We start from the raw sequence: 20,805 nt of genomic DNA, 5'->3' as shown, positions 1-20,805 counted from the left end.
CGGGCGTGCGTGTGTGACGTTGGGCGCCATGGTGACTTCGACGGGACGGGTGACGTTGACGGGGCGGTCCGCGCTGGTCACGGGAGCCTCGTCCGGCATCGGCGCGGTCGTCGCGGAGGCGCTCGCCGCCGCCGGCGCCCGCGTCGGCCTGGTGGCGCGGCGCAAGGACCGGCTCGAGCAGGTCCTCGCGCGCTGCCGTGAGCACTCCCCCGACTCGGCGATGTGGACCGCCGACCTCGCCGACCTGGACGGGATCGCCGACCTCGCGGCCGCCGCCGAGCGCGAGCTCGGCGGCGTGGACGTCCTGGTCAACAACGCGGGGATGCCGAAGCGCCGCCGCGTCCAGGACCTCGCGCCCGCCGAGGCCGAGGACGTGATGCGGCTGAACTACGCCTCCCCGGTGCGGCTCACGCTGGCGCTGCTGCCGGGCATGATCGCGCGGGGGCGCGGGCACCTGGTGGCGATCGGGTCGGTCGCGGCGCGGCTCGGGCCGCCGCACGAGGGCGCGTACGGGGCGTCCAAGGCGGCGCTGACCGCGTTCTGGGAGAGCATGGCGGTCGACCTCGACGGCACGGGCGTGCAGGTCCACGTGGTCCAGCCCGCGCTCATCGCCGGGACCGAGCTGTTCACGCTGCCCGGCAACGAGCCGCCGCTGAGCGACGTGTCCGACGCGCTGCCGCCGGAGCGGGTCGCCGACGCCGTCCTGGCCGCGCTGGAGACCGGGAAGTTCGAGCAGTACGTGCCGGACTGGTTCGACGAGATGGCGTCCGGCAAGGCCGCCGACGTCGACGCGTTCGTCGCGGGCGTCAAGGAGTGGACGCGCGACCGGCTGGAGCCGCCGCCGCCCTGACCGGAGGCCGTTGCCGCCGCCCGCGCGCGTCAGTAGGGTGTGGATCCCCCAGTGACCCACATCACAGTGAGCCGAGGTGCGGATGGGCATGACCGCTCCAGCGGGGCTCCGGGTCCGCGACGTCACGGTGCGGTTCGGCGCGGTGACGGCCGTGGACGGCGCCGGGCTCACCGCGCCGCCCGGCGCGGTCACCGGCCTGATCGGCCCGGACGGCGCGGGCAAGACGACGCTGTGCGAGGTGATCGCCGGGCTGCGCCGCCCCGCCGCGGGCACCGTCCATCTCGGTGACGCCGACCTGACCGGCAGCGCCGCGCGCGAGCGGGCCCGGCGCGGCATCGCCCGCGCGGCCCCCCGGCCCGGGCCGGCCGGCTCCCGCACCGTGCGCGAGGCGGTGCGGGCCGCGGCCGCGCGGCACGCGCTGACCGCGGAGGTCGCCGGCCGGACGGCGCGCGACCGGTGGCGGCGCCGCCTGGACGCCCGCCGCGACGCGGGGCCCCGCGCCGACGAGGTCCTCGCCCGCGTCGGCATCGCCGAGCACGCCGACCGGCGCGCGCGGGAGGCCCCGCCCGGCGTCGCGCTGCTGGCCGACTTGGCGCGGGCCCTGACCGCCGAACCGGCGGTGCTGCTGCTGGACGAGCCGTGGGACGGCCTGCCGGTGCGGTACGCGCGCGCCCTGGAGGTGCTGCTGCGCGACCTGGCCGCCGAAGGTCTTGCGGTGCTGGTGGCCGGTCGGGAGCTGGAGCCGGTGCTGGGCGTCTGCGACGTCGTGCACGTCCTGGACGGCGGCCGGGTGATCGCGGCGGGCGCGCCCGCCGAGGTCCGCGCCGACCCGCGGGTGCGGGACGCCTACCGCGCCGGGCGGCCGGTCACCATGTGTCGATCCACGGCCGGGGACGGTCCTCCGCGGGCGGCGCTCCGGCGAGCACCGCGGTGATCCAGCGGCGGGTGTCGGCGGGGTCGATGACGTCGTCCAGCTCGAACACCGTGGCCGCGTGCAGCGCCTTGCCGTACTCGTAGGCGGCGGCGACCATCTGCTCGAACAGGGCCTTCGGGTCCTCGGCGGCCTCCAGCTCCTTGCGGAACCCGAGCCGGACGGCGCCCTCCAGCCCCATGCCGCCGATCTCGCCGGTCGGCCAGGCGACGGTCGCGAGCGGCGCCTTGAACCCGCCGCCCGCCATGGCCTGCGCGCCCAGCCCGTAGCCCTTGCGGAGCACGACCGTGACGACCGGGACGCGGAGGTTGGCGCCGATGACGAACAGCCGGCCGAAGTGCCGGACGGTCGCGGTGCGCTCGGCGTCCGGGCCGACCATGAAGCCGGGGGTGTCGCACAGCGACACCACGGGCAGGCCGTGCGCGTCGCACAGCTGCAGGAACCGGGCGGCCTTGTCGGCGGCGTCGCGGTCGATGGCGCCGCCGAGGTGGGCGGGGTTGCTGGCGATGAGGCCCATCGGGCGGCCCTCGACCCGCACCAGAGCGGTGATGATCCCGACGCCGAAGGCGCGGCGCAGCTCCAGCACCGACCCGGTGTCGGCGAGGTGCTCGACGGCGCGGCGGACGTCGTAGGCGCGCATCCGGTTCTCGGGGACGAGGTGCCGCAGCACGCGCTGGTCGCCGCACTCCCACTCCGCGCGCGGCCCCTGGAAGTACGACAGGTAGCGGCGGGCGGCGGCGACCGCCTCGGCCTCGTCCTCCACGACGATGTCGACGACGCCGTTGGGCTCCTGGTCGGTGATCGGGCCGATCTCCTCGGGCGCGAAAACGCCGAGGCCGCCGCCCTCGATCATCGCGGGGCCGCCCATGCCGATGTTGGCGTCGCGGGTGGCGATGATGGCGTCGCAGCAGCCGAGCAGGGCCGCGTTCCCGGCGAAGCAGCGGCCGGAGGCGATCCCCACGGACGGGACGACGCCGCTGAGCCGCCCCATCGCGTGGAAGGTCGTCACGTCCAGGCCGGACACGGTGGAGGTGTCGGTGTCGCCGGGCCGTCCCCCGCCGCCCTCGGCGAACAGCACCAGCGGGAGGCGGCGGCGGTGGGCGATGTCGAGCATCCGGTCGGTCTTGCGGTGGTTCTGGTAGCCCTGCGTCCCGGCCAGGACCGTGTAGTCGTAGGACATGACGACGGCCTGGGCGCCGTCCACGTCGCCGATGCCGCACACCATGCCGTCGGCCGGGGTGCGTTCGATGAGCTCGTCCAGGGAGCGGCGCTGCCGCTGCGCGGCGATCGCGAGGGCGCCGTACTCGACGAACGTGCCGGGGTCGCAGAGGTCGGCGATGTTCTCGCGGGCGGTGCGGTGGCCGCGCGCGTGCCGCTTGGCGACGGCCTCGGGCCGCGCGGCGTCGAGGCCGATCTCGTGCCGGCGCAGCGTCTCGGCGAGGTCGGCGCGGATCGCGTCGTGGTCGGCCCCGTCCTGCTCGGCGGCGTGGTCGCCGCCGGCGTCGGCGGGTTCGGTGAACAGCAGCGGCGCGCCCTCGGCGACGGTGTCCCCGGGGGCGGCGGCCAGCATCCGGACCACGCCCGCCTCGCCCGCGCGGACGACGTGCTCCATCTTCATCGCCTCGATGATCACGACCGGCGCCCCGGCCCGCACGAGGTCGCCCTCGGCCGCCTCGACGCTCACGACCGTGCCCTGCATGGGCGCGGCGACGGCGACCGTTCCCGGCGGCGCGTCCGGCACGGCGGCGGCCTCCGGCTCGGCGGCGTGCGCGGCGGTCTCGGGGTAGTAGCGGCGGTGCTCGCTCTCCAGCAGCTCGGCCAGGTGGCCGCCGATGAAGGACGTGTCCGCCCGGCCGGCGGTGAACTCGGGGTGCCGCAGGACGCCCTGGAGCAGCGGGATGCTCGTGGCCACGCCCGCGACCTCGAACTCGCCGAGCGCCCCGTGCGCCCGCGCGGCCGCGGACGGCAGGTCCTCCGCGCGGGCGATCACCTTGGCGAGCAGCGGGTCGTAGCGCAGGCTGGTCCGGTACCCGGCGTAGCCGCAGGTGTCGACGCGGACACCGGGCCCGGACGGCGGCGCGAAAGCGGTGAGCGTCCCGGCGCGGGGGTGCGGCACGCCGTCCGCGCCGATCGTCTCGGTGTTGACCCGCACCTGGACGGCGCAGCCGGACGCCGCCGGCGGCGCTGCCAGGCCCACGCCCGCGAGGTCCTCCCCCAGCGCGAGCCGGATCTGGGCCTTCACCAGGTCGACACCGGTGATCTCCTCGGTGACGGTGTGCTCGACCTGCAGCCTCGGGTTGGCCTCCAGGAACCAGAACTCCGCGCCCGCGACGAGGAACTCGAACGTGCCGAGGCCCTCGTAGCGGACGCGGGCGGCCATCCGCACCGCCGCGTCCAGCAGCGCGTCCCGCGTCGCGGCGGGCAGCGCGGGCGCGGGCGCGACCTCGATCAGCTTCTGGTGGCGCCGCTGGACGCTGCAGTCGCGCTCCCACAGGTGGGTGACGGCGCCCGTCCCGTCCCCGGCGACCTGGACCTCGATGTGGCGGGCGCGCGGCACGTACTTCTCCGCGTACAGGTCGCCGGAGCCGAACGAGGCGAGCGCCTCCGACCGGCACCGCTCGTACGCGGCGGCCATCTCGTCCGGGTCCTCGACGACGCGCATGCCGCGCCCGCCGCCGCCCGCGAGCGCCTTCAGCATCACCGGCCCGTGCTCGCGCGCGAACGCCTCGGCGCCCGCGAGGTCCACGGCGCCGCCGGTGCCCGGCGCCACGGGCACGCCCGCCGCGCGGGCCAGGTCCCGCGCCCGCGCCTTGTCGCCGAACAGCTCCAGCAGTTCGGGCCGCGGGCCGACGAACGCGAGCCCGGCGGCGGCGCAGCCCGCGGCGAAGGCGGCGTTCTCGCTGAGGAAGCCGTAGCCGGGGTGGACGGCGGCGGCCCCGGCGTCCTTGGCGGCGGCGATGAGCGCGTCCGCGTCGAGGTAGCCGGCGACGCCCTCGCCGGGCAGTTCCCGCACCTCGTCGGCGCGCCGGGTGTGCGCCGAGGCCGCGTCGTCGCGGGTGCGGACGGCGACGGTCCGCAGGCCCAGCTCGGCCGCGGCCCGCACGACCCGCAGCGCGATCTCTCCCCGGTTGGCCACAAGGATCCCGCCCACCCGGCCTCCTCACCATCGCCTGAGCCGATCGGCCCTCACTCTAGAGAGCGGCCCGCGAGGCGGTGCGCCCGGAGGTCCCGGCGCCCTTGGAGGTCCTGGTGCCCGTGGAGGTCCCGGTGCGCGCGGATGATCTCGGCGTAGCGGTGCCCGCTGTCCTTGACGGCGCGCCGCTGGGTGGCGAAGTCGACGTGGACGAGCCCGAACCGCTGCGCGTACCCGTAGGCCCACTCGAAGTTGTCCAGCAGCGACCAGGCGAAGTAGCCGTCCAGCGGGACGCCGGCGCGGATCGCGGACGCGCACGCCGCCAGGTGCGCCTCCAGGTAGGCGGTCCGCTCGGTGTCGTGGACGGCGCCGTCCGGCGTCACCGTGTCGGTGTACGCGGAGCCGTTCTCGGTGACCATGACGCTGCGGGGCGCGTACTCGCGGGTGACGCGCAGCAGGATCTTCTCCAGCCGGTCGGGGTGGATCTCCCAGTCCATGCCGGTGCGCGGCGTCCCGGCCGGGGTGATCTGCCGGGTGTGCGGGACGGGCCCGTCCGGGTCGGCGACGTTCACCGACCGGCGGTAGTAGTTGACGCCGAGCCAGTCCAGCGGCGCGGCGATCGCCGCGAGGTCGCCGCCGCGCACCGGCGGCTCCACCCCGTACACCTCGATCATGTCGGCGGGCAGGCCGCGGCCGTGCACCGGGTCGAGCCACCACCGGTTGTGGTGGCCGTCCTCGCGCCGCGCCGCCGCGACGTCCTCCTCCCGGTCGCTGCCGGGCTCGCAGTCGGTGAGCAGGTTGACGATGCCGACGCGGGCGCCGGGCGCGGCGGCGCGGACGGCCTGCACGCCGAGGCCGTGGGCGAGCAGCAGGTGGTACGAGGCGGGCACGGCCGCGCGGACGTCGGCGACGCCGGGCGCCATCACGCCCTGCAGGTGCCCGAGCCACGCGGCGCAGATCGGCTCGTTCAGCGTCGCCCACGATGCGACGCGGTCGCCGAGCGCCGCCGCGACGACGGCCGCGTACTCGGCGAACCGCTCGGCGGTGTCGCGGGACGGCCAGCCGCCGCGGTCCTGGAGCGCCTGCGGCAGGTCCCAGTGGTAGAGGGTGGCGTGCGGCTCGATGCCCGCCTCCAGCAGGGCGTCCACGAGCCGGTCGTAGAACGCGAGCCCGGCCGGGTTGACCGGGCCGCCGCCGGCGGGCAGCACCCGCGGCCACGCCACCGAGAACCGGTAGGCGCCGAGACCGAGCGCCTTCATCAGCGCGACGTCCTCGGCCCAGCGGTGGTAGTGGTCGCAGGCGGTGTCGCCGGTCTCGCCGCGGGCGACCGCGCCTGGGACGCGGCAGAACGCGTCCCAGATGGAGGGGGCGCGGCCGTCCTCGGCGACGGCTCCCTCGACCTGGTAGGCGGACGTCGCCGCCCCCCAGGCGAAGCCGGGTCCGAACGCGGTCAGGTCGTCGATGGGCACGGGTCTCCCTCGGATGTCGTCGAGACGGGTCATTTCACGGAGCTCATTTCACGGAGCTCATTTGACGGAGCCGGCGGTCAGGCCGGCCACCAGGAAGCGCTGGAGCAGCAGGAACCCGGCGACGACGGGGACGCTCACCACGAGGGAGGCGGCCATCACCTGGTTCCAGTAGACCTCGTGCTGGGTGGAGTAGCCCTGCAGCCCGACGGCCAGCGTCCGGGTCTGGTCGTTGGTCATGACGGAGGCGAACAGCACCTCGCCCCACGCGGTCATGAAGGCGTAGACGGTCACCGCGACGATGCCCGGAAGCGCCGCCGGGACGATCACCCGCAGCAGCGCGCCCAGCGGCCCGCAGCCGTCCACCCGGGCCGCCTCGTCCAGCTCGTGCGGGATCGAGGCGAAGTAGCCGGCCAGCATCCAGATCGAGAACGGCAGCGAGAACGTCAGGTAGGTCAGGATCAGCGCGCCCCGGCTGCCGTACAGCGCGACGCCGGTCGCGTTCCCGGCGTTCACGAAGATCAGGAACAGCGGCAGCAGGAACAGGATGCCGGGGAACATCTGCGTGGACAGCACCGTCACGGTGAACACCCGGCGCCCCGCGAACCGGTACCGGCTCACCGCGTACGCCGCGCCGACCGCGATCACGACCGACGCGACCGTGGCGCCGCCCGCGACGATCACGCTGTTGACGAAGTAGCGGGCCAGCGGGACGGTCGACCACATGTCGACGTAGGGGCGGACCGTCGGCTCCGACGGGATCCAGCGGAACGCTCCCTGGACGTCCTGCAGCGGTTTCAGCGACGAGCTGACCATCGCGTAGACGGGCACGAGGGTGAACACAGCCAGCAGCGTCAGCACGATGCGGCGCGTCCACACGAACGACGCCGGCGGGTCGGCCGGCCCCCTTCGGGACGGGCGCGGTTCAGCCATGCGCGGGCCTCCGTCTCGACGTGGCGAGCAGGTACGCCGCCGTGACCACCAGCAGGAACAGCAGGAGCAGCACCGACATCGCCGAGCCGGTGCCGAAGTTCCAGGTGACGAACGACGCGTGGTAGATGTGCACCGAGATCAGGTCGCCGCCGTCGGGCGCCGCCCTGCCGAACAGGACGAACGGCGTGTTGAAGTCGTTGAACGTCCACAGGAACAGCACCAGCACGAGGACCTGGTTGACGGGCCGCAGCGCCGGCAGCGTGATGTGCCGGATCTGCCGCCACACGCCCGCGCCGTCCAGCGCGGACGCCTCGTACAGGTCGCGGGGGATGTTCTGCAGCCCGGCCATGAGCACCAGGAACGCGAACGGCCACGACCGCCACACGATGACGGTGACCAGCGCCCAGAAGCTGTTGTCGCCGATCAGCCAGAACGGCCGGTCCCCGCCGGTCAGATGGAGCTGGTCGGCGAGGACGTGGTTGACCAGGCCGGTGTCGCGCTGGAACATGAACGCCCACGTCATCACCGCGGTGTAGACGGGCAGCGCGTACGGGACGAGGAAGACCGCGCGCAGCGGCCCGCGGCCGCGGAACCGGTCCTGCATCAGGATCGCGGCGGCGGTGCCGAGCAGCCAGGACAGCCCGACCGCCAGCACCGTGACGGCGACCGTGACGAGGAAGGAGCGCAGCAGGCCCGCCCCGATGGCGCCGTCCACGTCGACCGCGACCCGGTAGTTGCCGAGGCCCGCGCCGGGGGCCCTGGACCATTCGCGGACGTAGAAGAGCGTCAGCTCCCGGAAGCTCATCCAGATCCCGACGGCGATCGGCACCAGGTGCACGATCAGCTCGGCGGCGACCGCGGGGGCGAGCAGCAGGTAGGGCAGCGCCTTGGGCGGGAGCCGCGGCCGCCGCCGGCCCGGCCGGGCCGCGCCGGGCCCGGGCCGGGGCCGCTCGGCGCCGCCCGTCCGGGCGGCCGAGGCGTTCGCGGTGGCCATCCGCCTACTCGCCCATCTGTTCCTGGGCGGCGGCGAGCGCGTCGCGCACCCGCTCCTCCGTGACGGGCTTGCCGGCGGCGGCGTCGGCGAACAGGTCCTTCATCGCGGTGCCGACGGCCGTCTCGAACTGGCTCTCCTCGGGGACCTGCGGCAGCGGCGCGGCACCGGTGGCGAGGATCTGCTTGAAGACCTTCAGGTCGGGGGTGTCGAACGCCGGGTCGTTCTGCGCGGCGGTGACGGCGGGGAGGGACCCGTACGCCTTGTTCAGGACCTTCTGCTCGGCGTCGCCGGTCATGAACTTCACGAACTTCAGCGCGCCGTCCCTGTTGCCGGTGTTCTTGAAGACCGCGATGTTGATGCCGGCGACCATCGAGGTGACGCCCCTGCCGCCGGGCGGCGCCGGGGACGGGGCGGGCAGCGGGACGACGCCCCAGTCGCCGGGCTTCATGCCGAGGTTGGTGAGGCCGCTGGTGGTGGCCTGCCACATGAGCATCGCGGCCTTGCCGGTGGCGAAGTCGTTGATCGACTGGTTGGCGGAGTACTCCGCGTTGCCGGGTGCGGCGATCTTGTCCGCGGCGATGAGGTCGATGTAGGACTTGACCGCCTTCACCGCCTGCGGGGTGGCGAACTGCGGCTTGCCGTCGGGGGTGAAGAAGTCGGCCCCGTACATCTGGCCGATGTTGAACGCGGCGTGGACGTTCTCGGGGATGCTGGCGCCCTCGACGGCGATGCCGTGCTTCCCGTCCTTGGTGAGCTTTCGGCCGGCGTCGACCATCTCCTGCCAGGTCCTCGGCGGCTGGAGGTTCGCGTCCGCGAACATCTTCTTGTTGTAGTAGAGGCCGTAGGCGAGCGAGTAGAGCGGCACGGCGGCCGGGGGCTTGCCCTTGGCGCCGGTGGAGGCGAGCGCGGCGGGCACGAACCGGCCGGCGCCGCCGACCTCGGCCATCGCCGCGCCGTCGAACGGCAGCAGCCCACCGGTGGCCTGGAGCGAGGCCGACCAGGTGTTGCCGATGTTGAGGACGTCCGGTCCCTGGCCGGAGGTGGTGGCGGCGAGGATGCGGTTGAGCAGGTCGCTCCAGGGGACGACCTCCAGCTTGACCTTGATGCCGGTCTGCCGCTCGAACTTCGCGAGCTCGGGGGCCAGCACCTTCTGGTCGGCGGCGATGTCGGCGCCCTGGTTGCTGGCCCAGTAGGTCAGCGTCTTCGGGTCGCCGTTCCCGCCGCCGGACGCGGTGCCGCCGCCGCAGGCCGCGGCGGCGGCGAGCACCAGTCCTGCCGTGAGGACGGCCCCTGCACGTCCTGCGAATGTGGCCCGTCCTGGGAATGCGGCCCGTCCTGCGAGTGGGGTTTGGCGCATCGGCTCGGCCTTCCGGTCCGGAGTGAGGGGGATCACTCGGAGAGTTAGATCACACCTTATTTCACGACGTGATCTAAGCAGTGACATAATTACCGGGTCAAGACCTGGGAACCGGGGGGACGCGGCCGCGCGGCGGCCGCGGGAGAAGGGGGCCCGATGCCGGAACGGCGCCGGAGGACCGTGCGCGACCTGCGCCGCACCAACCGGTCGGTGCTGCTGCGGCGGCTGTACTTCGACGGCCCGCTCAGCCGCCAGGACCTGGCCCGCGAGACCGGGCTCAGCCCCGCCTCGGTCAGCAACGTCGTCACCGAGCTGATCGAGGCCGGGCTCGTCGTGGAGGCGGGCAGCGTGGAGTCCGACGGGGGCCGCCCGCGGGTGCTGCTGAAGACGGCGGCCGGTTACGGCCACCTCGTCGGGGTGGACGTCGGCGAGACGCGGGTGATGGTCGAGCTGTTCGACCTGGAGCTGACCCAGCTCGCCAAGGCCGACCTGCCGCTCGGCGACGGCGGCCACGACGAGCGCGCCGTCGTCCGGCACATCCGGGACGGGCTGCCCGCCGTCATCGAGGGCGCGTCGGTCGACCCGGCGTCCATCATCGGCGTCGGCGTGGGCGTGCCCGGCGTGATCGAGCACGGCCCGGAGGCCGTCGTGCACTGCCAGACGATCGGGTGGGAGGCCGTGCCGCTGGAGCGGATGCTGCGCGCCGGCACCGACCTGCCGCTGTTCATCGACAACGGCGCCACCTCCCTCGGCCAGGCCGAGATGTGGTTCGGCGCGGGCCGCGGCCACCGCAACGCCGTCGTCGCCCTGATCGGCTCCGGCGTCGGCGCCGCCGTGATGATCGACGGCTCGCCGTACCGGGGCGCGGCCGGCAGCGCGGGCGAGTGGGGGCACACGACGCTGCGGGTCGGCGGCGCGCGGTGCCGGTGCGGGTCGCGCGGCTGCCTGGAGTCCTATGTCGGCGCGACCGCGCTGCTGGAGCGCTACCGGGCCGCGGGCGGCGCCGCCGGGACCGACGAGGAGGCGGCCCTCGCCGCGCTGCTCGCCGACCCGTCGCAGGCCGCCGCCGGGCTGCGCGCGGAGGTCGCCGAGTACCTGGGCGCCGGCATCGCCGACTTGGTCAACCTGTTCAGCCCCGAGAAGATCATCATCGGCGGCTGGGCGGGGCTGCTGATCGGCGGCCGGATGCTGGACCGGATCGTCGAGGCCACCGCCGCGTACGCGCTGCGGCAGCCGTTCGCGCAGACCGCGGTGGAGCTGTGCCACCTCGGCCCCGAGGCGGTCGCGGTCGGCGCGGCGACCCTCCCCCTCGCCCACCTCCTGGACCGCGGGGGCGCCCCGGCGGACGCCTGAATGGCCGGGCCGCCGGGCGGCGCGCGATAATGGTGGCCCGACCAGCACCCGGAGGAACGACGACACCATGGGCACCGCCGGACGCCCCGTGCGCGAGTCCCTGCTCGACGCCGCCGCCGAGCTGCTGGTCGAGCGCGGTTACCGGGCCGTCCGCATGCGGGACGTCGCCGCGGCCGCCGGGGTGAGCCGGCAGACCGTCTACAACGAGTTCGGCGACAAGTGGGGGCTGGCCCAGGCGGTCGTGGTCCGCGACAACGAGCGCTACCTCGACGGCGTCGACGCGGCGCTGTCCGAGCACGACGACGTGTACTCCGCGGTGGTCGCCGCCGTGATGTACACGCTGGAGACCTCGGCGGACGACCAGCTGAAGAAGGCGGTGCTGACCGGGGCGGGCGGCGACGAGATGCTGCCGCTGCTCACCACGCAGGCCGAGCCGGTGCTGTTCGCCGCCAGCGCCCGCATCGCCGACCACGCGCTGCGGCACTGGCCGCATCTGGACCGCGACGCGCTCACCGAGGTCGCCGACGCGGCGGTGCGGCTGACGATGAGCCACATCATGCTGCCGTCCGGCCCGCCGGAGGAGTTCGCGCACTTCGTGGCCCGGCTGGTGGCCCGCTACCTGTCCGTCCCCGCGAAAACCGGTGGCCCGGACGCCTGACCCCGCGCTACCGTTGGTCTCTCCTCGCGGCTGCTGAACCCGAGGACGAGCGGCCCCGCCCGCTCCCCCGCCGTCGCGCCCTCCGCGCGGACGGCTCCTTCCCGCGCGCCGTCGCGCGCTCCCAGCAGCCCTGAAGGATTCACCGTGTCCGCACGTCAAGACCCCCGTCTCGCCCGCACCGGCGAGCACTGGCTTTCCCTCCCCAACCCGCGGGGCGTCCCCGTCGAGATCTGCGCCGGGGCCGGCGTCCCGCTCGAACCCGCCGCCGTCACCGAGGCGCTGGCCCTGCTGGAGACCGCCGGGACGCTCGAGCGGCTCGCCGAGGCCACCCCCGGCTACACCGGGCCGGAGCCGCGCATCACCCGCGCCGCGCTCACCCCCGACTTCCACAAGGGCGCCGGGATACCGATCGGGACCGTCCTGGAGACCGAGCACGCGCTTCTGCCGCAGGCGGTCGGCAGCGACGTCAACTGCGGCATGCGGCTGGAGGTCACCGCGCTGCGCGCCGGCCGCGTCCGGGCCCGGCTGGACGCGCTGGAGCGGCGGCTGCGGCACCTGTTCTTCGAGGGCGGCCGCCGGATCGCGCTCACTCCCGTCCAGCGCGAGGCGCTGCTGCGCGACGGCCTGCCGGGTCTGCTGCTGGCAGGCGCCGCCCCGTGGCGGGGCTTCCGGCCCGAGGACGCCGACGACGCCCTGGACCGGGCGCACGCGTGCGCGCACCCGGCGGCGACGGCCGCCGCGTTCGCCGACTGGATCGGCAGCGCGGGCGGCGCGAGCCACGACAGCGTCATCGGCGGGATCGGCGGCGGCAACCACTTCGCCGAACTGCAGTACGTGGCCGAGGTGCACGACCCCGCCGCCGCGCACGCCTGGGGCCTGACCCCCGGCACGGTCGTCACGATGGTGCACAGCGGCTCGCTGTCGCTCGGCCACCAGGCCAACGCCACCGCCCTGGACGCGCTGCGCGCCGGGTGGCCGGCCGGGCTGCCCCGGCCCCGCGACGGCGTCCTGCCCTTCCTGCTGGACGAGCGGTCCGAGCCCGCCCGCCGCCGGTACCTCGACGCGTTCGCCAACGCCGCCAACTTCGCGGCCGGCAACCGGTACTTCCTGTCGCTGGCGATGCGCGCGGGCCTGGCGGCCGAGTGCGGGGACCCGGACGCCCGGCCGCTGTACGACGCGCCCCACAACCTGTTCTGGCGGGACGGCGACCGGTTCGTGCACCGCAAGGGCGCCACCCCGGCGGGCGGCCACGCCGAGATGGCCGGCGGCCCCTATGCGATGTGGGGCGAACCGGTCATCGTGCCGGGGTCGATGGGGGCGTCCAGCTTCGTCCTGCGCGGGCACGGGAACCCGCGCACGCTGGCCAGCGCGTGCCACGGCGCCGGGCGCCGGGTCCCGCGCGGCGCGTCGGCGCGGGGCGGCGACGCCGAGCTCGACGCGTTCCTGCGCGAGTTCCGGGTCGTGACGCCGCTGGACCACCGCGACCCGGTGACGGCGCGCAGGCGCGACGTGATGGCGGCGTGGCGGCGCGACCTGAAGCAGGAGGCGCCGTGGGCCTACAAGGACATCGGCCCGGTCGTGTCGAGCCTGGCGGGCGGCGGCGTCGCGACGCCGGTCGCGGAGCTGCGGCCGCTGCTGACCGTCAAGGGCTGAGGGAGGGGGCGTCAGGGGACGTCGGTCTGGACGTGGACGGCCTTCACCTTCGTCATCTCGTCCAGCAGCTCGGGGCCGTAGCCGAAGCCGCGGCCGCTGCCGAGGCGCGGTTCGGCGGCGCCGCCCGGGGCGCCGCCGAACACGGCGTTGATCTTCACCGTGCCGACGTTCAGGGTGCGCCAGGCGGCCTGCGCGTGCGCCATGTCCCGGGTGAGGACGGTCGCGGCGAGGCCGTGCCGGGAGCGGCGCGCCGCGTCGAGGGCATGGTCGAAGGAGGCCACGGTGCGGACCGGCGCGACCGGCCCGAACACCTCCTCCGCCATGATCGCCATGTGGTCGGCGCAGCCGGCGAGGACCGTGGCCGGGTAGAACGCGCCGGGGCCGTCCGGGATCCGCGCGCCGGTCAAAGCGCGCGCGCCGTCCGCGATCGCCTTCTCGACCTGCTGGTGGACGTGGGTGCGGTGCCGCTCGTCGACGAGCGGCCCGAGCTCGGTGGTCACGTCGGCGCCGGGCCCCGTCCGCAGGCCGCGGGCCCGCTCGGTGAGGGCCTCCAGGAAGGGGTCCGCCACGGCCTCGTGGACGTAGACCCGCTCGACGGACGTGCAGATCTGCCCGGCGTTGGCGAAGCAGCCGAGGGCGGCCTGGCCGGCGGCCCACTCGGGGTCGACGTCGCGGTCCACGATCAGCGGGTCGCAGCCGCCGTTCTCCAGCAGGGTGCGGGCGCCGGTGCGCAGGGCCAGTTCGGCGACGCGGCGGCCGGCGGCGGTGGAGCCGACGTGCGCGACGACGTCGGTGTCCGGGTGGCCGGCGAGGGCCTCGCCCGTCTCCCCGTCGCCGGTCACCATGTTGAGGACGCCGTCGGGCAGGCACGCGTCGAGCAGCTCGGCGAGCATCGCGCCGGTGTGCGGGGTCCGCTCGGAGGGCTTGTGCACGACGGTGTTGCCGGTGGCCAGCGCGGCGCCGATCAGGCCGCAGGCGATGGCGACCGGGTCGTTCCACGGGGTGATCACGGCGGCGACGCCGCGCGGCTCGCGGACCAGGAAGTCGGCGGCCCGCCAGCCGCCCTGGAGGCTGCGGCCGCCGTGCAGGGGGCCGAGCTCGGCGTACTGGCGCAGCGTCCCGATGCCGGCCTCGACGCCGCCGAGCGCGTCGCCGGACGGCTTGCCCATCTCGGCGGTCACGAGCGCGGCCAGCTCGTCCATCCGCTCCTCGACCGCCCGCGCGGCGGCGTGCAGGGCCGCGCCCCGGTCGGCGGCCGGGGTGGCGGCCCAGCCGGGCGCGGCGTCGCAGGCCGCCGCGACGGCCGCGGCCACGTCCGCCGGCGTGGACACGGCCACCACGCCCAGCGGCTCGCCGGTCGCCGGGTCGGTCATCGTGAACGCGTCCTGCCCGGTGCCCTGGCTCCACCGTCCGCCGGCCAGCATCCACCTGTCGCGCGGCCGCATGGGCGCCCCCTCCCGAGTCGCTGTCCGTCGGTTCGCCTACCCGGTGCGGCGCGCTTCAATGACCGCACCCCCGCGTCAGTGACCACTTACTGAAATCGGCTACCGTGGTGCGGACGCGAATTGAGGGAGGCGCGGTGGACTTCGACCTGCCGGAGAGCGCGGCCGCGGTGCGCGAGGGCGTGCTGGCGATCGCCGGGAAGTACGACCAGGACTACTGGGGCCGCTGCGACGCGGACAAGCGCTGGCCGGAGGAGGTCTGGCGGGAGCTGGTGGCGGGCGGCTGGCACGCGCTGGCGATCCCCGAGGAGTACGGCGGCGGGGGCCAGGGGCTGCTGGAGCTGGCCGTCGCCCTGGAGGCGCTGGCCGAGGGCGGCGCGGGCGGCGCCGCGTCCTTCATGTACCTGCTGACGCCCGCGTTCGGCGGGCTGACGATCAACCGGCACGGGACCGAGGCGCAGAAGCGCGAGCTCCTGCCGAAGATCGCCGCCGGGGAGATCGAGACCTGCTTCGCCATCACCGAGCCGGACGCGGGCAGCAACGCGATCAACATCACCACCCAGGCCCGCCGCGACGGCGACCACTTCGTGGTGAGCGGCCAGAAGATCTGGATCTCCGGCGTCGAGCGCGCCGACTTCCTCGTCCTTGTCACCCGGACGATCCCGGCCGCCGAGGCCCGGCCGCGCACCTCCGGGTTCACCGTCCTGCTGGTGGACGTCGAGCAGGCCGTAGCCGACGGCACGCTCACCTACCAGCCGATCCCCAAGCTCGGCACCAACACCGTCGCGTCCAGCATGGTGTTCCTGGACGAGGTCCGCGTCCCGGCCGAGCGCGTCCTCGGCGAGCCCGACCAGGGGTTCCTCGTGCTGTGGGACATCCTCAACCCCGAGCGCATCCTCGCCGCGGCGGGCGGTGTCGGGTCCGGGGGGCTGGTGCTGAGGCTCGCCTGCGAGTACGCGACCGACCGGGCCCCGTTCGGCAAGCCGATCGGCACCAACCAGGCCATCGCGTTCCCGCTCGCCAAGGCCAAGGCGCAGCTGGAGCTGGCGCGGCTGATGACCTACAAGGCCGCCTGGCTGTGGGACCGCGGCCGGCCCTGCGGCTCGGAGGCCAACATCGCCAAGCTGACCGCGGCGGACGCGGCCTGGCAGGCGGCCGACCGCGCCTTCCAGACCTACGGCGGGATGGCGTACTCGATGGAGTACCCGATCGCCCGGATGTTCCGCGACGCCCGCATCGCCAAGAACATCCCGGTCGCGGAGGAGCTCGTCCTCGCCCACATCGCGCAGCACGAGCTGGGCCTGCCCAAGTCGTACTAGGCCGCGGCCGCACCGGCCCGCGCCTACCCGCCTGACTCGGGGAGCCGGACGGACGCGCCCGGGTCGTGCGCGGCGCGCAGCTCGCGCTTGGGCACCTTGCCCGAGTGGTTGCGTGGGATCGCCGCGACCAGCTCGTACCAGCGGGGGCGCTTGAACGCGCCGAGCCGGGCCCGGCAGTGCGCGTCCAGCTCCGCGGGCGTGGTGCCGCCGCGCACCACGACCACGGCCTTGACCGCCTCGCCCCAGCGCCGGTCCGGGACGCCGATCACCGCGGCGTCCCGGACGCCGGGGTGCTCGGCGAGGACGCGCTCGACCTCCGCGCAGTACACGTTCTCGCCGCCGCTCTTGACCATGTCCTTGGCGCGGTCGATGAAGTGCAGGCGGCCGTCGGCGTCGAGCCGCATGAGGTCGCCCGTGCGCAGCCAGCCGTCCGGCGGGACGCCCGGGTCCCCGGCGTATCCGGCCATCAGGCTCGCGCCGCGCAGCAGCAGCTCCCCCACCTCGCCGGGGCCGTCCGCGCCGTCCAGGGCGAGGTCGAACGCGGGCAGCGGGCGGCCGACCGCGCCGGGGGCGGCCAGCTCGTCCTCCAGCGTGGACACCGCCACGAAGTTCCCGGCCTCGGTCGAGCCGTACACGCCGCGGTAGCCGATGCCGAGGCCGCGCAGCCGCTCCAGCGTCGCGGGCCGCTCGGTCGCGGCCATGCCGAAGACCAGGCGGAGCGTCCCCGGCGCGGCGGCGGGATGGCGCAGCGCCCGTCCGGTGCCGGTGGGGAAGACCGCGACGGTCACACCGTGCTCCGCGATGAGCGGCCACAGCACCTCCGGGGACGCGCCGGACGGCAGCACGACCGTGCCGCCGGCGGCGAGCTGGCCGAGCACGGCGCCGTACCCGGCGACGTGGAACAGCGGCAGCGCGCCGAGCAGCCGGTCGGCGCCGGTCAGGCCGAACGCCTGCACCGCGTTCGCCGCGGCGGCGACCCAGCCCCGGCTGGTCAGCAGGCAGCCCTTCGGATGCCCGGTGGTGCCCGAGGTGTAGAGCTGGACGACCGGCGCGTCCGGGCCGGGGCGGGGAAGGTCGTGCGGCGGCGCCTCGTCCAGGGCCCGGTCGAGGGCCGGGCCGATCGTCCAGTGGTCGAGGTCGAGGAGGCCGGACGCGGCGGCCAGGGTCTCCAGCGCCGGGTGGACGACCGCGTGCCGCGCCCCGGCGTCCTCGACCTGGTACCGGATCTCTGCGGGGCTCAGCCGCACGTTCAGCGGGACCACCGCGGCGCCGATCAGCGACGCGCCGAACGCGGCCTCGACCGCCTCCGGCGCGTTGACGGTCAGCAGCGCGACGCGGCCGCCGGGCCCCACTCCCCCGCCGGCCAGCAGCCCGGCCCAGCACCGCGCGCGCCGGTGCAGCTCGCGGTAGGTGCGGCGGCGGCCGTCCCAGGCGAACGCCGTACGGTCCGGCCAGAGCGCGGCGCCGCGGTGCGCGAGGTCCCCGAGCAGCATGCGCCTGATCATTCCGAATCGGATTCGGCACGGTCAAGGTGTTGCCCGGGTCACAGCGGCCGGGCCAGCATGAGGGTCCGCCCACCGTGAGGAGAGCCCATGCCCCGGTCCTACGCCAGTGCCGTGTTCGCCAGCAGCGCCGACGAGGTGTGGTCCTACCTGCGGGACTTCGGCAACCTCGCCGACTGGATGCCCGGCGTGCAGACCGGCGTGATCGAGGACGGCGGCCCCGGCGACCGCGTCGGCTGCGTCCGCCGGCTGATCGGCCCCGGCGAGACGGTGTTCCGCGAGCGGCTCACCGCGCTGGACGACGCCGGCCGCGGCTACCGGTACGAGATCCTGGAGTGCCCGCTGCCGGTGCGGGACTGCCGCGCCGAGCTGCGCGTCGCCCCGGTCACCGCCACCGGCCACGCGTTCGTCGAGTGGCGGGCCGAGTTCTCCGCGGACGCCGCCGACGAGGAGGCGATGACCAAGACGCTCGCGCAGGGCATCTACGCGACCGGGCTCGGCGCCCTCGCCAAGCGCTTCGGCTGACCCCCGGCCCGCCCCGGGGCCGGGCCCCGCCTCAGCCGAACCGGGGCGGGCGCTTCTCGCGGATCGCCGCGACGCCCTCCCGCACGTCCGGGCCGGTGAACCCGAAGAACTCCATCGCCAGCGACGCGTCGAACGTCGGGCCCGCGAGCCGCAGCCAGTTGTTCAGCGCGTGCTTGGTCAGCGACAGCGCCTCGGCGGGCCCGGCGGCGAGCCGCCCGGCGATCTCCAGCGCGCGGTCGTGCACCTCGGCGTCGTCCACGCACAGCGACACCAGGCCGATCCGCTCGGCCTCCTCGCCGGTCAGGACGTCGTTGAGCAGCAGGTAGTACTTGGCCTTCGCCAACCCGCACAGCAGCGGCCACACGATCGCGGCGTGGTCGCCCGCCGCCACGCCCAGCCGCACATGCCCGTCGATGATCTTCGCGGTGCGGCCGGCGACCGAGATGTCGGCGAGCAGCGCCACCGCGAGCCCCGCGCCCACCGCCGGGCCCTGCACGGCGCTGACCACCGGCTTGGAGCAGTTCAGCACGTTCATCACGATGTCGCGGGCCTCGCGCATGATCCGGCGGCGCGCGGCGTGGTCGGCCATCATCTCCTCGATCATGGCGATGTCGCCGCCGGCGGAGAACGCCGTCCCCTCGCCGCGCACCACGATCGCGCGCACCGCGTCGTCGGCGTCGGCGTCCCGCCAGATCTCCGCCAGCTCGCGGTGCCCCACGGTGTCGACCGCGTTGAGCTTGCCCGGCGTGCTGATCATGACGCGCAGCACCCCGTCCGCCGCCCAGTCGATCCTCAGCCGCTCGTACCCGTCGTACATGGCGCGCCGCCCTCCCGCTCGCGATCACCGAATGCCGCGCGCAATCGTCGCACAGCGAACGCCATCGCCTCGGCACCGGCGTCGAAGATCTCCGGCAGCAGGAAGAACGAGTGCACGACGCCGTCGTAGCGGCGCAGCTCGACCGGCACCCCGGCCGCCGCGAGCCGGCGGGCGTACGCCTCCGCCTCGTCGCGCAGGATGTCGCACTCGGCGGTGATGACGGTGGCGGGCGCCGCGCCGGACAGGTCCGGGGCGCGCAGCGGCGCCAGCCGGAAGTCGGACGGGTCGGCGCCGCCCCGGTACAGGTCCATGAACCGGGCGAGGCTGCCCGCGTCCAGCCCGTACCCGGACCCGTACTCCCGCCAGCTCGGGGTGTCCATCGCGGTGTCGGTCACCGGGTAGACCAGCAGCTGGTGGGCGAGCGGCAGCCCGCGGTCGCGGGCCAGCAGCGCGACGGCCGCCGCGATGTTGCCGCCGGCGCTGTCGCCGGCCACCGCCACGGCGCCGGGCGCGATGCCGCGGCCGGCCAGCGGGGCCCCGTCGCGGCCCGCCTCCCCGGCCGCGGCGACGACGGCCCACGCGTCGTCCACGGCCGCGGGGAACGGGTGCTCGGGCGCCAGCCGGTACCCGACGCTCAGGACGGCGCATCCGGCGGCGTGCGCGAGGTCGCGGCACGCGGCGTCCACGTTGTCGACGCCGCCGAGCACCCAGCCGCCGCCGTGCAGGTAGACGACCGCGGGCAGCGGCCCGCGCGCGAGCGGCACCGGGCGGTACAGCCGCACCGGCACCGGGCCGCCCGGGCCGGGCACCGCGACGTCGCGCACGTACGGCAGTTCCCGCCGCACGACCGGGTACGCCGCGCCGATCCGCTCCCGCATCTCCGCGATCGTCGGCTCGGCTCCGTCCCCGGGTCCGGCGGGCGGGGCCGTCCAGGAGGCGAGCTGCTCCAGGAAGCTCGCGGTCTGCGGATGAACGGGCATGCGGCGGCCTCCCCGGGGTATGCGGCGGTTTCCACCGGTCGCCTTCCCCGGGAACCGGGACGCCAATCCCGGCTCAGCGGCCTGCGGCCTCCGCGACCAGGGCCTCAAAGAGGCGCTTGTCCTCGCCCTCCTCGGGATGCCACTGCACGGCGAGGCCGAAGCGGTGGCCCTGCAGCTCGATGGCCTCCACCACCTGGTCCTCCGCCCACGCCACGGCCGACAGGCCCTTGCCGAGCCGGCCGACCGCCTGGTGGTGGTAGGCCGGGACGTCCGCCGCGTCGCCGAGGATCTTGCCGATCTGGCTGGTCGGGCTGATCCGCACCGGGTGCGAGCCGACCAGGCCGGCCTGCGGCGCGTGCCCGCGGTGGCCGACGGCCTCCGGCAGGTGCTGGATGAGCGCGCCGCCCCGCGCGACGTTCAGCACCTGCATGCCCCGGCAGATCGCCAGGAACGGCAGGTCCGCGGAGACGGCCGCGCGGACGAGCGCCAGCTCGAACCGGTCGCGCTGCGGCTGCGGCGGCCCCGTCTCGTGGTGCCGGGCGGCGCCGTAGAGCTCGGGGTCGACGTCGCCGCCGCCGGCGAGCACGATCCCGTCCAGCCGGCCGACGAGCAGGTCGACCCCGCGCAGGGTGGCGGCCGGGGGCAGCAGCACCGGGACGCCGCCGGCCCGCTCGACCGAGCGCACGTACGGCGCCGGCAGCAGCGCGGCCTCGCGCACCCAGGTCCCCCAGCGGGCCGGCTCCTGGTAGGTGGTGATCCCGATGACCGGCGGGCCGCCGGCACCGGTGGCGGGGCGCGGAGCCCCGCGGACGGCCTCTGACATGCGTTTCCCCCTCAGCTGAGCACTGGCCACCGGGCGGCGCGAACGGGTGCTCGCTGCACCCGCCCCCCT

General features: G+C 75.4%; 17 protein-coding genes. 7 read left to right on the top strand and 10 right to left on the bottom strand.

What is annotated here, in order from left to right:
- The first annotated feature begins 28 nt into the window (after nt 1–28).
- A complete protein-coding gene (locus ETD96_RS03600; protein ID WP_138633972.1) occupies nt 29–850 on the top strand; it encodes an SDR family NAD(P)-dependent oxidoreductase in 822 nt (273 codons plus the stop codon).
- An 88-nt stretch (nt 851–938) separates the two neighbouring features.
- Complete coding sequence (locus ETD96_RS03595; protein WP_240807170.1) at nt 939–1,784, top strand: ATP-binding cassette domain-containing protein; 846 nt, start codon at nt 939–941, stop codon at nt 1,782–1,784.
- Here ETD96_RS03595 and ETD96_RS03590 read toward each other — a convergent pair.
- From ETD96_RS03590 to ETD96_RS03570, 5 genes are read right to left on the bottom strand one after another with little or no spacing between them, the layout of a single operon-like run.
- Nucleotides 1,717–4,932: an acetyl-CoA carboxylase family protein gene (locus tag ETD96_RS03590; protein WP_138633969.1), complete on the bottom strand. Its 3,216-nt coding sequence runs from the start codon at nt 4,930–4,932 to the stop codon at nt 1,717–1,719. The genes ETD96_RS03595 and ETD96_RS03590 overlap by 68 nt on opposite strands.
- 35 nt (nt 4,933–4,967) lie before the next feature.
- Nucleotides 4,968–6,383 (bottom strand): GH1 family beta-glucosidase, encoded by a 1,416-nt coding sequence (locus tag ETD96_RS03585; RefSeq protein WP_338072530.1) that lies wholly within the window; start codon nt 6,381–6,383, stop codon nt 4,968–4,970.
- A gap of 57 nt (nt 6,384–6,440) precedes the next feature.
- On the bottom strand, nt 6,441–7,313 hold the full coding sequence (locus ETD96_RS03580) for a carbohydrate ABC transporter permease (protein ID WP_138633963.1): 873 nt from the start codon (nt 7,311–7,313) through the stop codon (nt 6,441–6,443).
- The gene (locus tag ETD96_RS03575) at nt 7,306–8,307 is read right to left on the bottom strand and encodes a carbohydrate ABC transporter permease (RefSeq protein WP_138633960.1); all 1,002 of its coding nucleotides are present in this window, start codon (nt 8,305–8,307) and stop codon (nt 7,306–7,308) included. The genes ETD96_RS03580 and ETD96_RS03575 overlap by 8 nt, the downstream gene beginning before the upstream one ends.
- 4 nt (nt 8,308–8,311) lie before the next feature.
- Nucleotides 8,312–9,574, bottom strand: a complete 1,263-nt coding sequence (locus tag ETD96_RS03570) for an ABC transporter substrate-binding protein (protein WP_205719095.1) — start codon at nt 9,572–9,574, stop codon at nt 8,312–8,314.
- 246 nt (nt 9,575–9,820) lie between these two features.
- On the opposite strand from ETD96_RS03570, the gene ETD96_RS03565 reads away from it, so the two are divergent.
- From ETD96_RS03565 to ETD96_RS03555, 3 genes are all read left to right on the top strand, one after another.
- Nucleotides 9,821–11,017 (top strand): ROK family transcriptional regulator, encoded by a 1,197-nt coding sequence (locus ETD96_RS03565; protein ID WP_138633954.1) that lies wholly within the window; start codon nt 9,821–9,823, stop codon nt 11,015–11,017.
- 67 nt (nt 11,018–11,084) lie between these two features.
- Nucleotides 11,085–11,675 carry a TetR/AcrR family transcriptional regulator gene (locus ETD96_RS03560; RefSeq protein ID WP_138633951.1) on the top strand — a complete coding sequence of 197 codons (591 nt, stop codon included), beginning with the start codon at nt 11,085–11,087 and terminating at the stop codon, nt 11,673–11,675.
- Between the two features lie 144 nt (nt 11,676–11,819).
- Nucleotides 11,820–13,328 (top strand): RtcB family protein, encoded by a 1,509-nt coding sequence (locus ETD96_RS03555; RefSeq protein ID WP_171068837.1) that lies wholly within the window; start codon nt 11,820–11,822, stop codon nt 13,326–13,328.
- Between the two features lie 11 nt (nt 13,329–13,339).
- Here the strand turns inward: ETD96_RS03555 and ETD96_RS03550 are convergent, their stop codons facing one another.
- Entirely contained in the window at nt 13,340–14,773 is a 1,434-nt protein-coding gene (locus tag ETD96_RS03550; protein ID WP_240807169.1) for an aldehyde dehydrogenase family protein, read from the bottom strand.
- Between the two features lie 134 nt (nt 14,774–14,907).
- Between ETD96_RS03550 and ETD96_RS03545 the strand changes: the two genes are divergently transcribed.
- Nucleotides 14,908–16,089, top strand: coding sequence for an acyl-CoA dehydrogenase family protein (locus ETD96_RS03545; protein ID WP_138633945.1), 1,182 nt, complete (start codon nt 14,908–14,910; stop codon nt 16,087–16,089).
- Nucleotides 16,090–16,112: 23 nt separating this feature from the next.
- Here ETD96_RS03545 and ETD96_RS03540 read toward each other — a convergent pair whose 3' ends face one another.
- Nucleotides 16,113–17,582 (bottom strand): class I adenylate-forming enzyme family protein, encoded by a 1,470-nt coding sequence (locus tag ETD96_RS03540; protein ID WP_171068836.1) that lies wholly within the window; start codon nt 17,580–17,582, stop codon nt 16,113–16,115.
- A gap of 99 nt (nt 17,583–17,681) precedes the next feature.
- Here ETD96_RS03540 and ETD96_RS03535 point away from each other — a divergent pair, with 99 nt between their 5' ends.
- A complete protein-coding gene (locus ETD96_RS03535) occupies nt 17,682–18,116 on the top strand; it encodes an SRPBCC family protein (protein ID WP_138633938.1) in 435 nt (144 codons plus the stop codon).
- Nucleotides 18,117–18,147: 31 nt separating this feature from the next.
- Here the strand turns inward: ETD96_RS03535 and ETD96_RS03530 are convergent, their stop codons facing one another.
- The 3 genes from ETD96_RS03530 to ETD96_RS03520 all read right to left on the bottom strand — a co-directional run bounded on the left by ETD96_RS03530 (nt 18,148) and on the right by ETD96_RS03520 (nt 20,736).
- The gene (locus tag ETD96_RS03530; protein WP_138633935.1) at nt 18,148–18,933 is read right to left on the bottom strand and encodes an enoyl-CoA hydratase/isomerase family protein; all 786 of its coding nucleotides are present in this window, start codon (nt 18,931–18,933) and stop codon (nt 18,148–18,150) included.
- Nucleotides 18,909–19,913 (bottom strand): alpha/beta hydrolase, encoded by a 1,005-nt coding sequence (locus ETD96_RS03525; protein WP_138633932.1) that lies wholly within the window; start codon nt 19,911–19,913, stop codon nt 18,909–18,911. Before ETD96_RS03525 ends, ETD96_RS03530 begins: the two co-directional genes overlap by 25 nt.
- A 73-nt stretch (nt 19,914–19,986) precedes the next feature.
- Complete coding sequence (locus ETD96_RS03520) at nt 19,987–20,736, bottom strand: gamma-glutamyl-gamma-aminobutyrate hydrolase family protein (protein ID WP_138633929.1); 750 nt, start codon at nt 20,734–20,736, stop codon at nt 19,987–19,989.
- Nucleotides 20,737–20,805: the final 69 nt, after the last annotated feature.

Source organism: Actinomadura geliboluensis, from assembly GCF_005889745.1.
GTDB classification, from domain to species: domain Bacteria; phylum Actinomycetota; class Actinomycetes; order Streptosporangiales; family Streptosporangiaceae; genus Spirillospora; species Spirillospora geliboluensis.
Note: the sequence above shows the minus strand (reverse complement) of the source record. Positions and strands in the feature narration are given on the sequence as shown.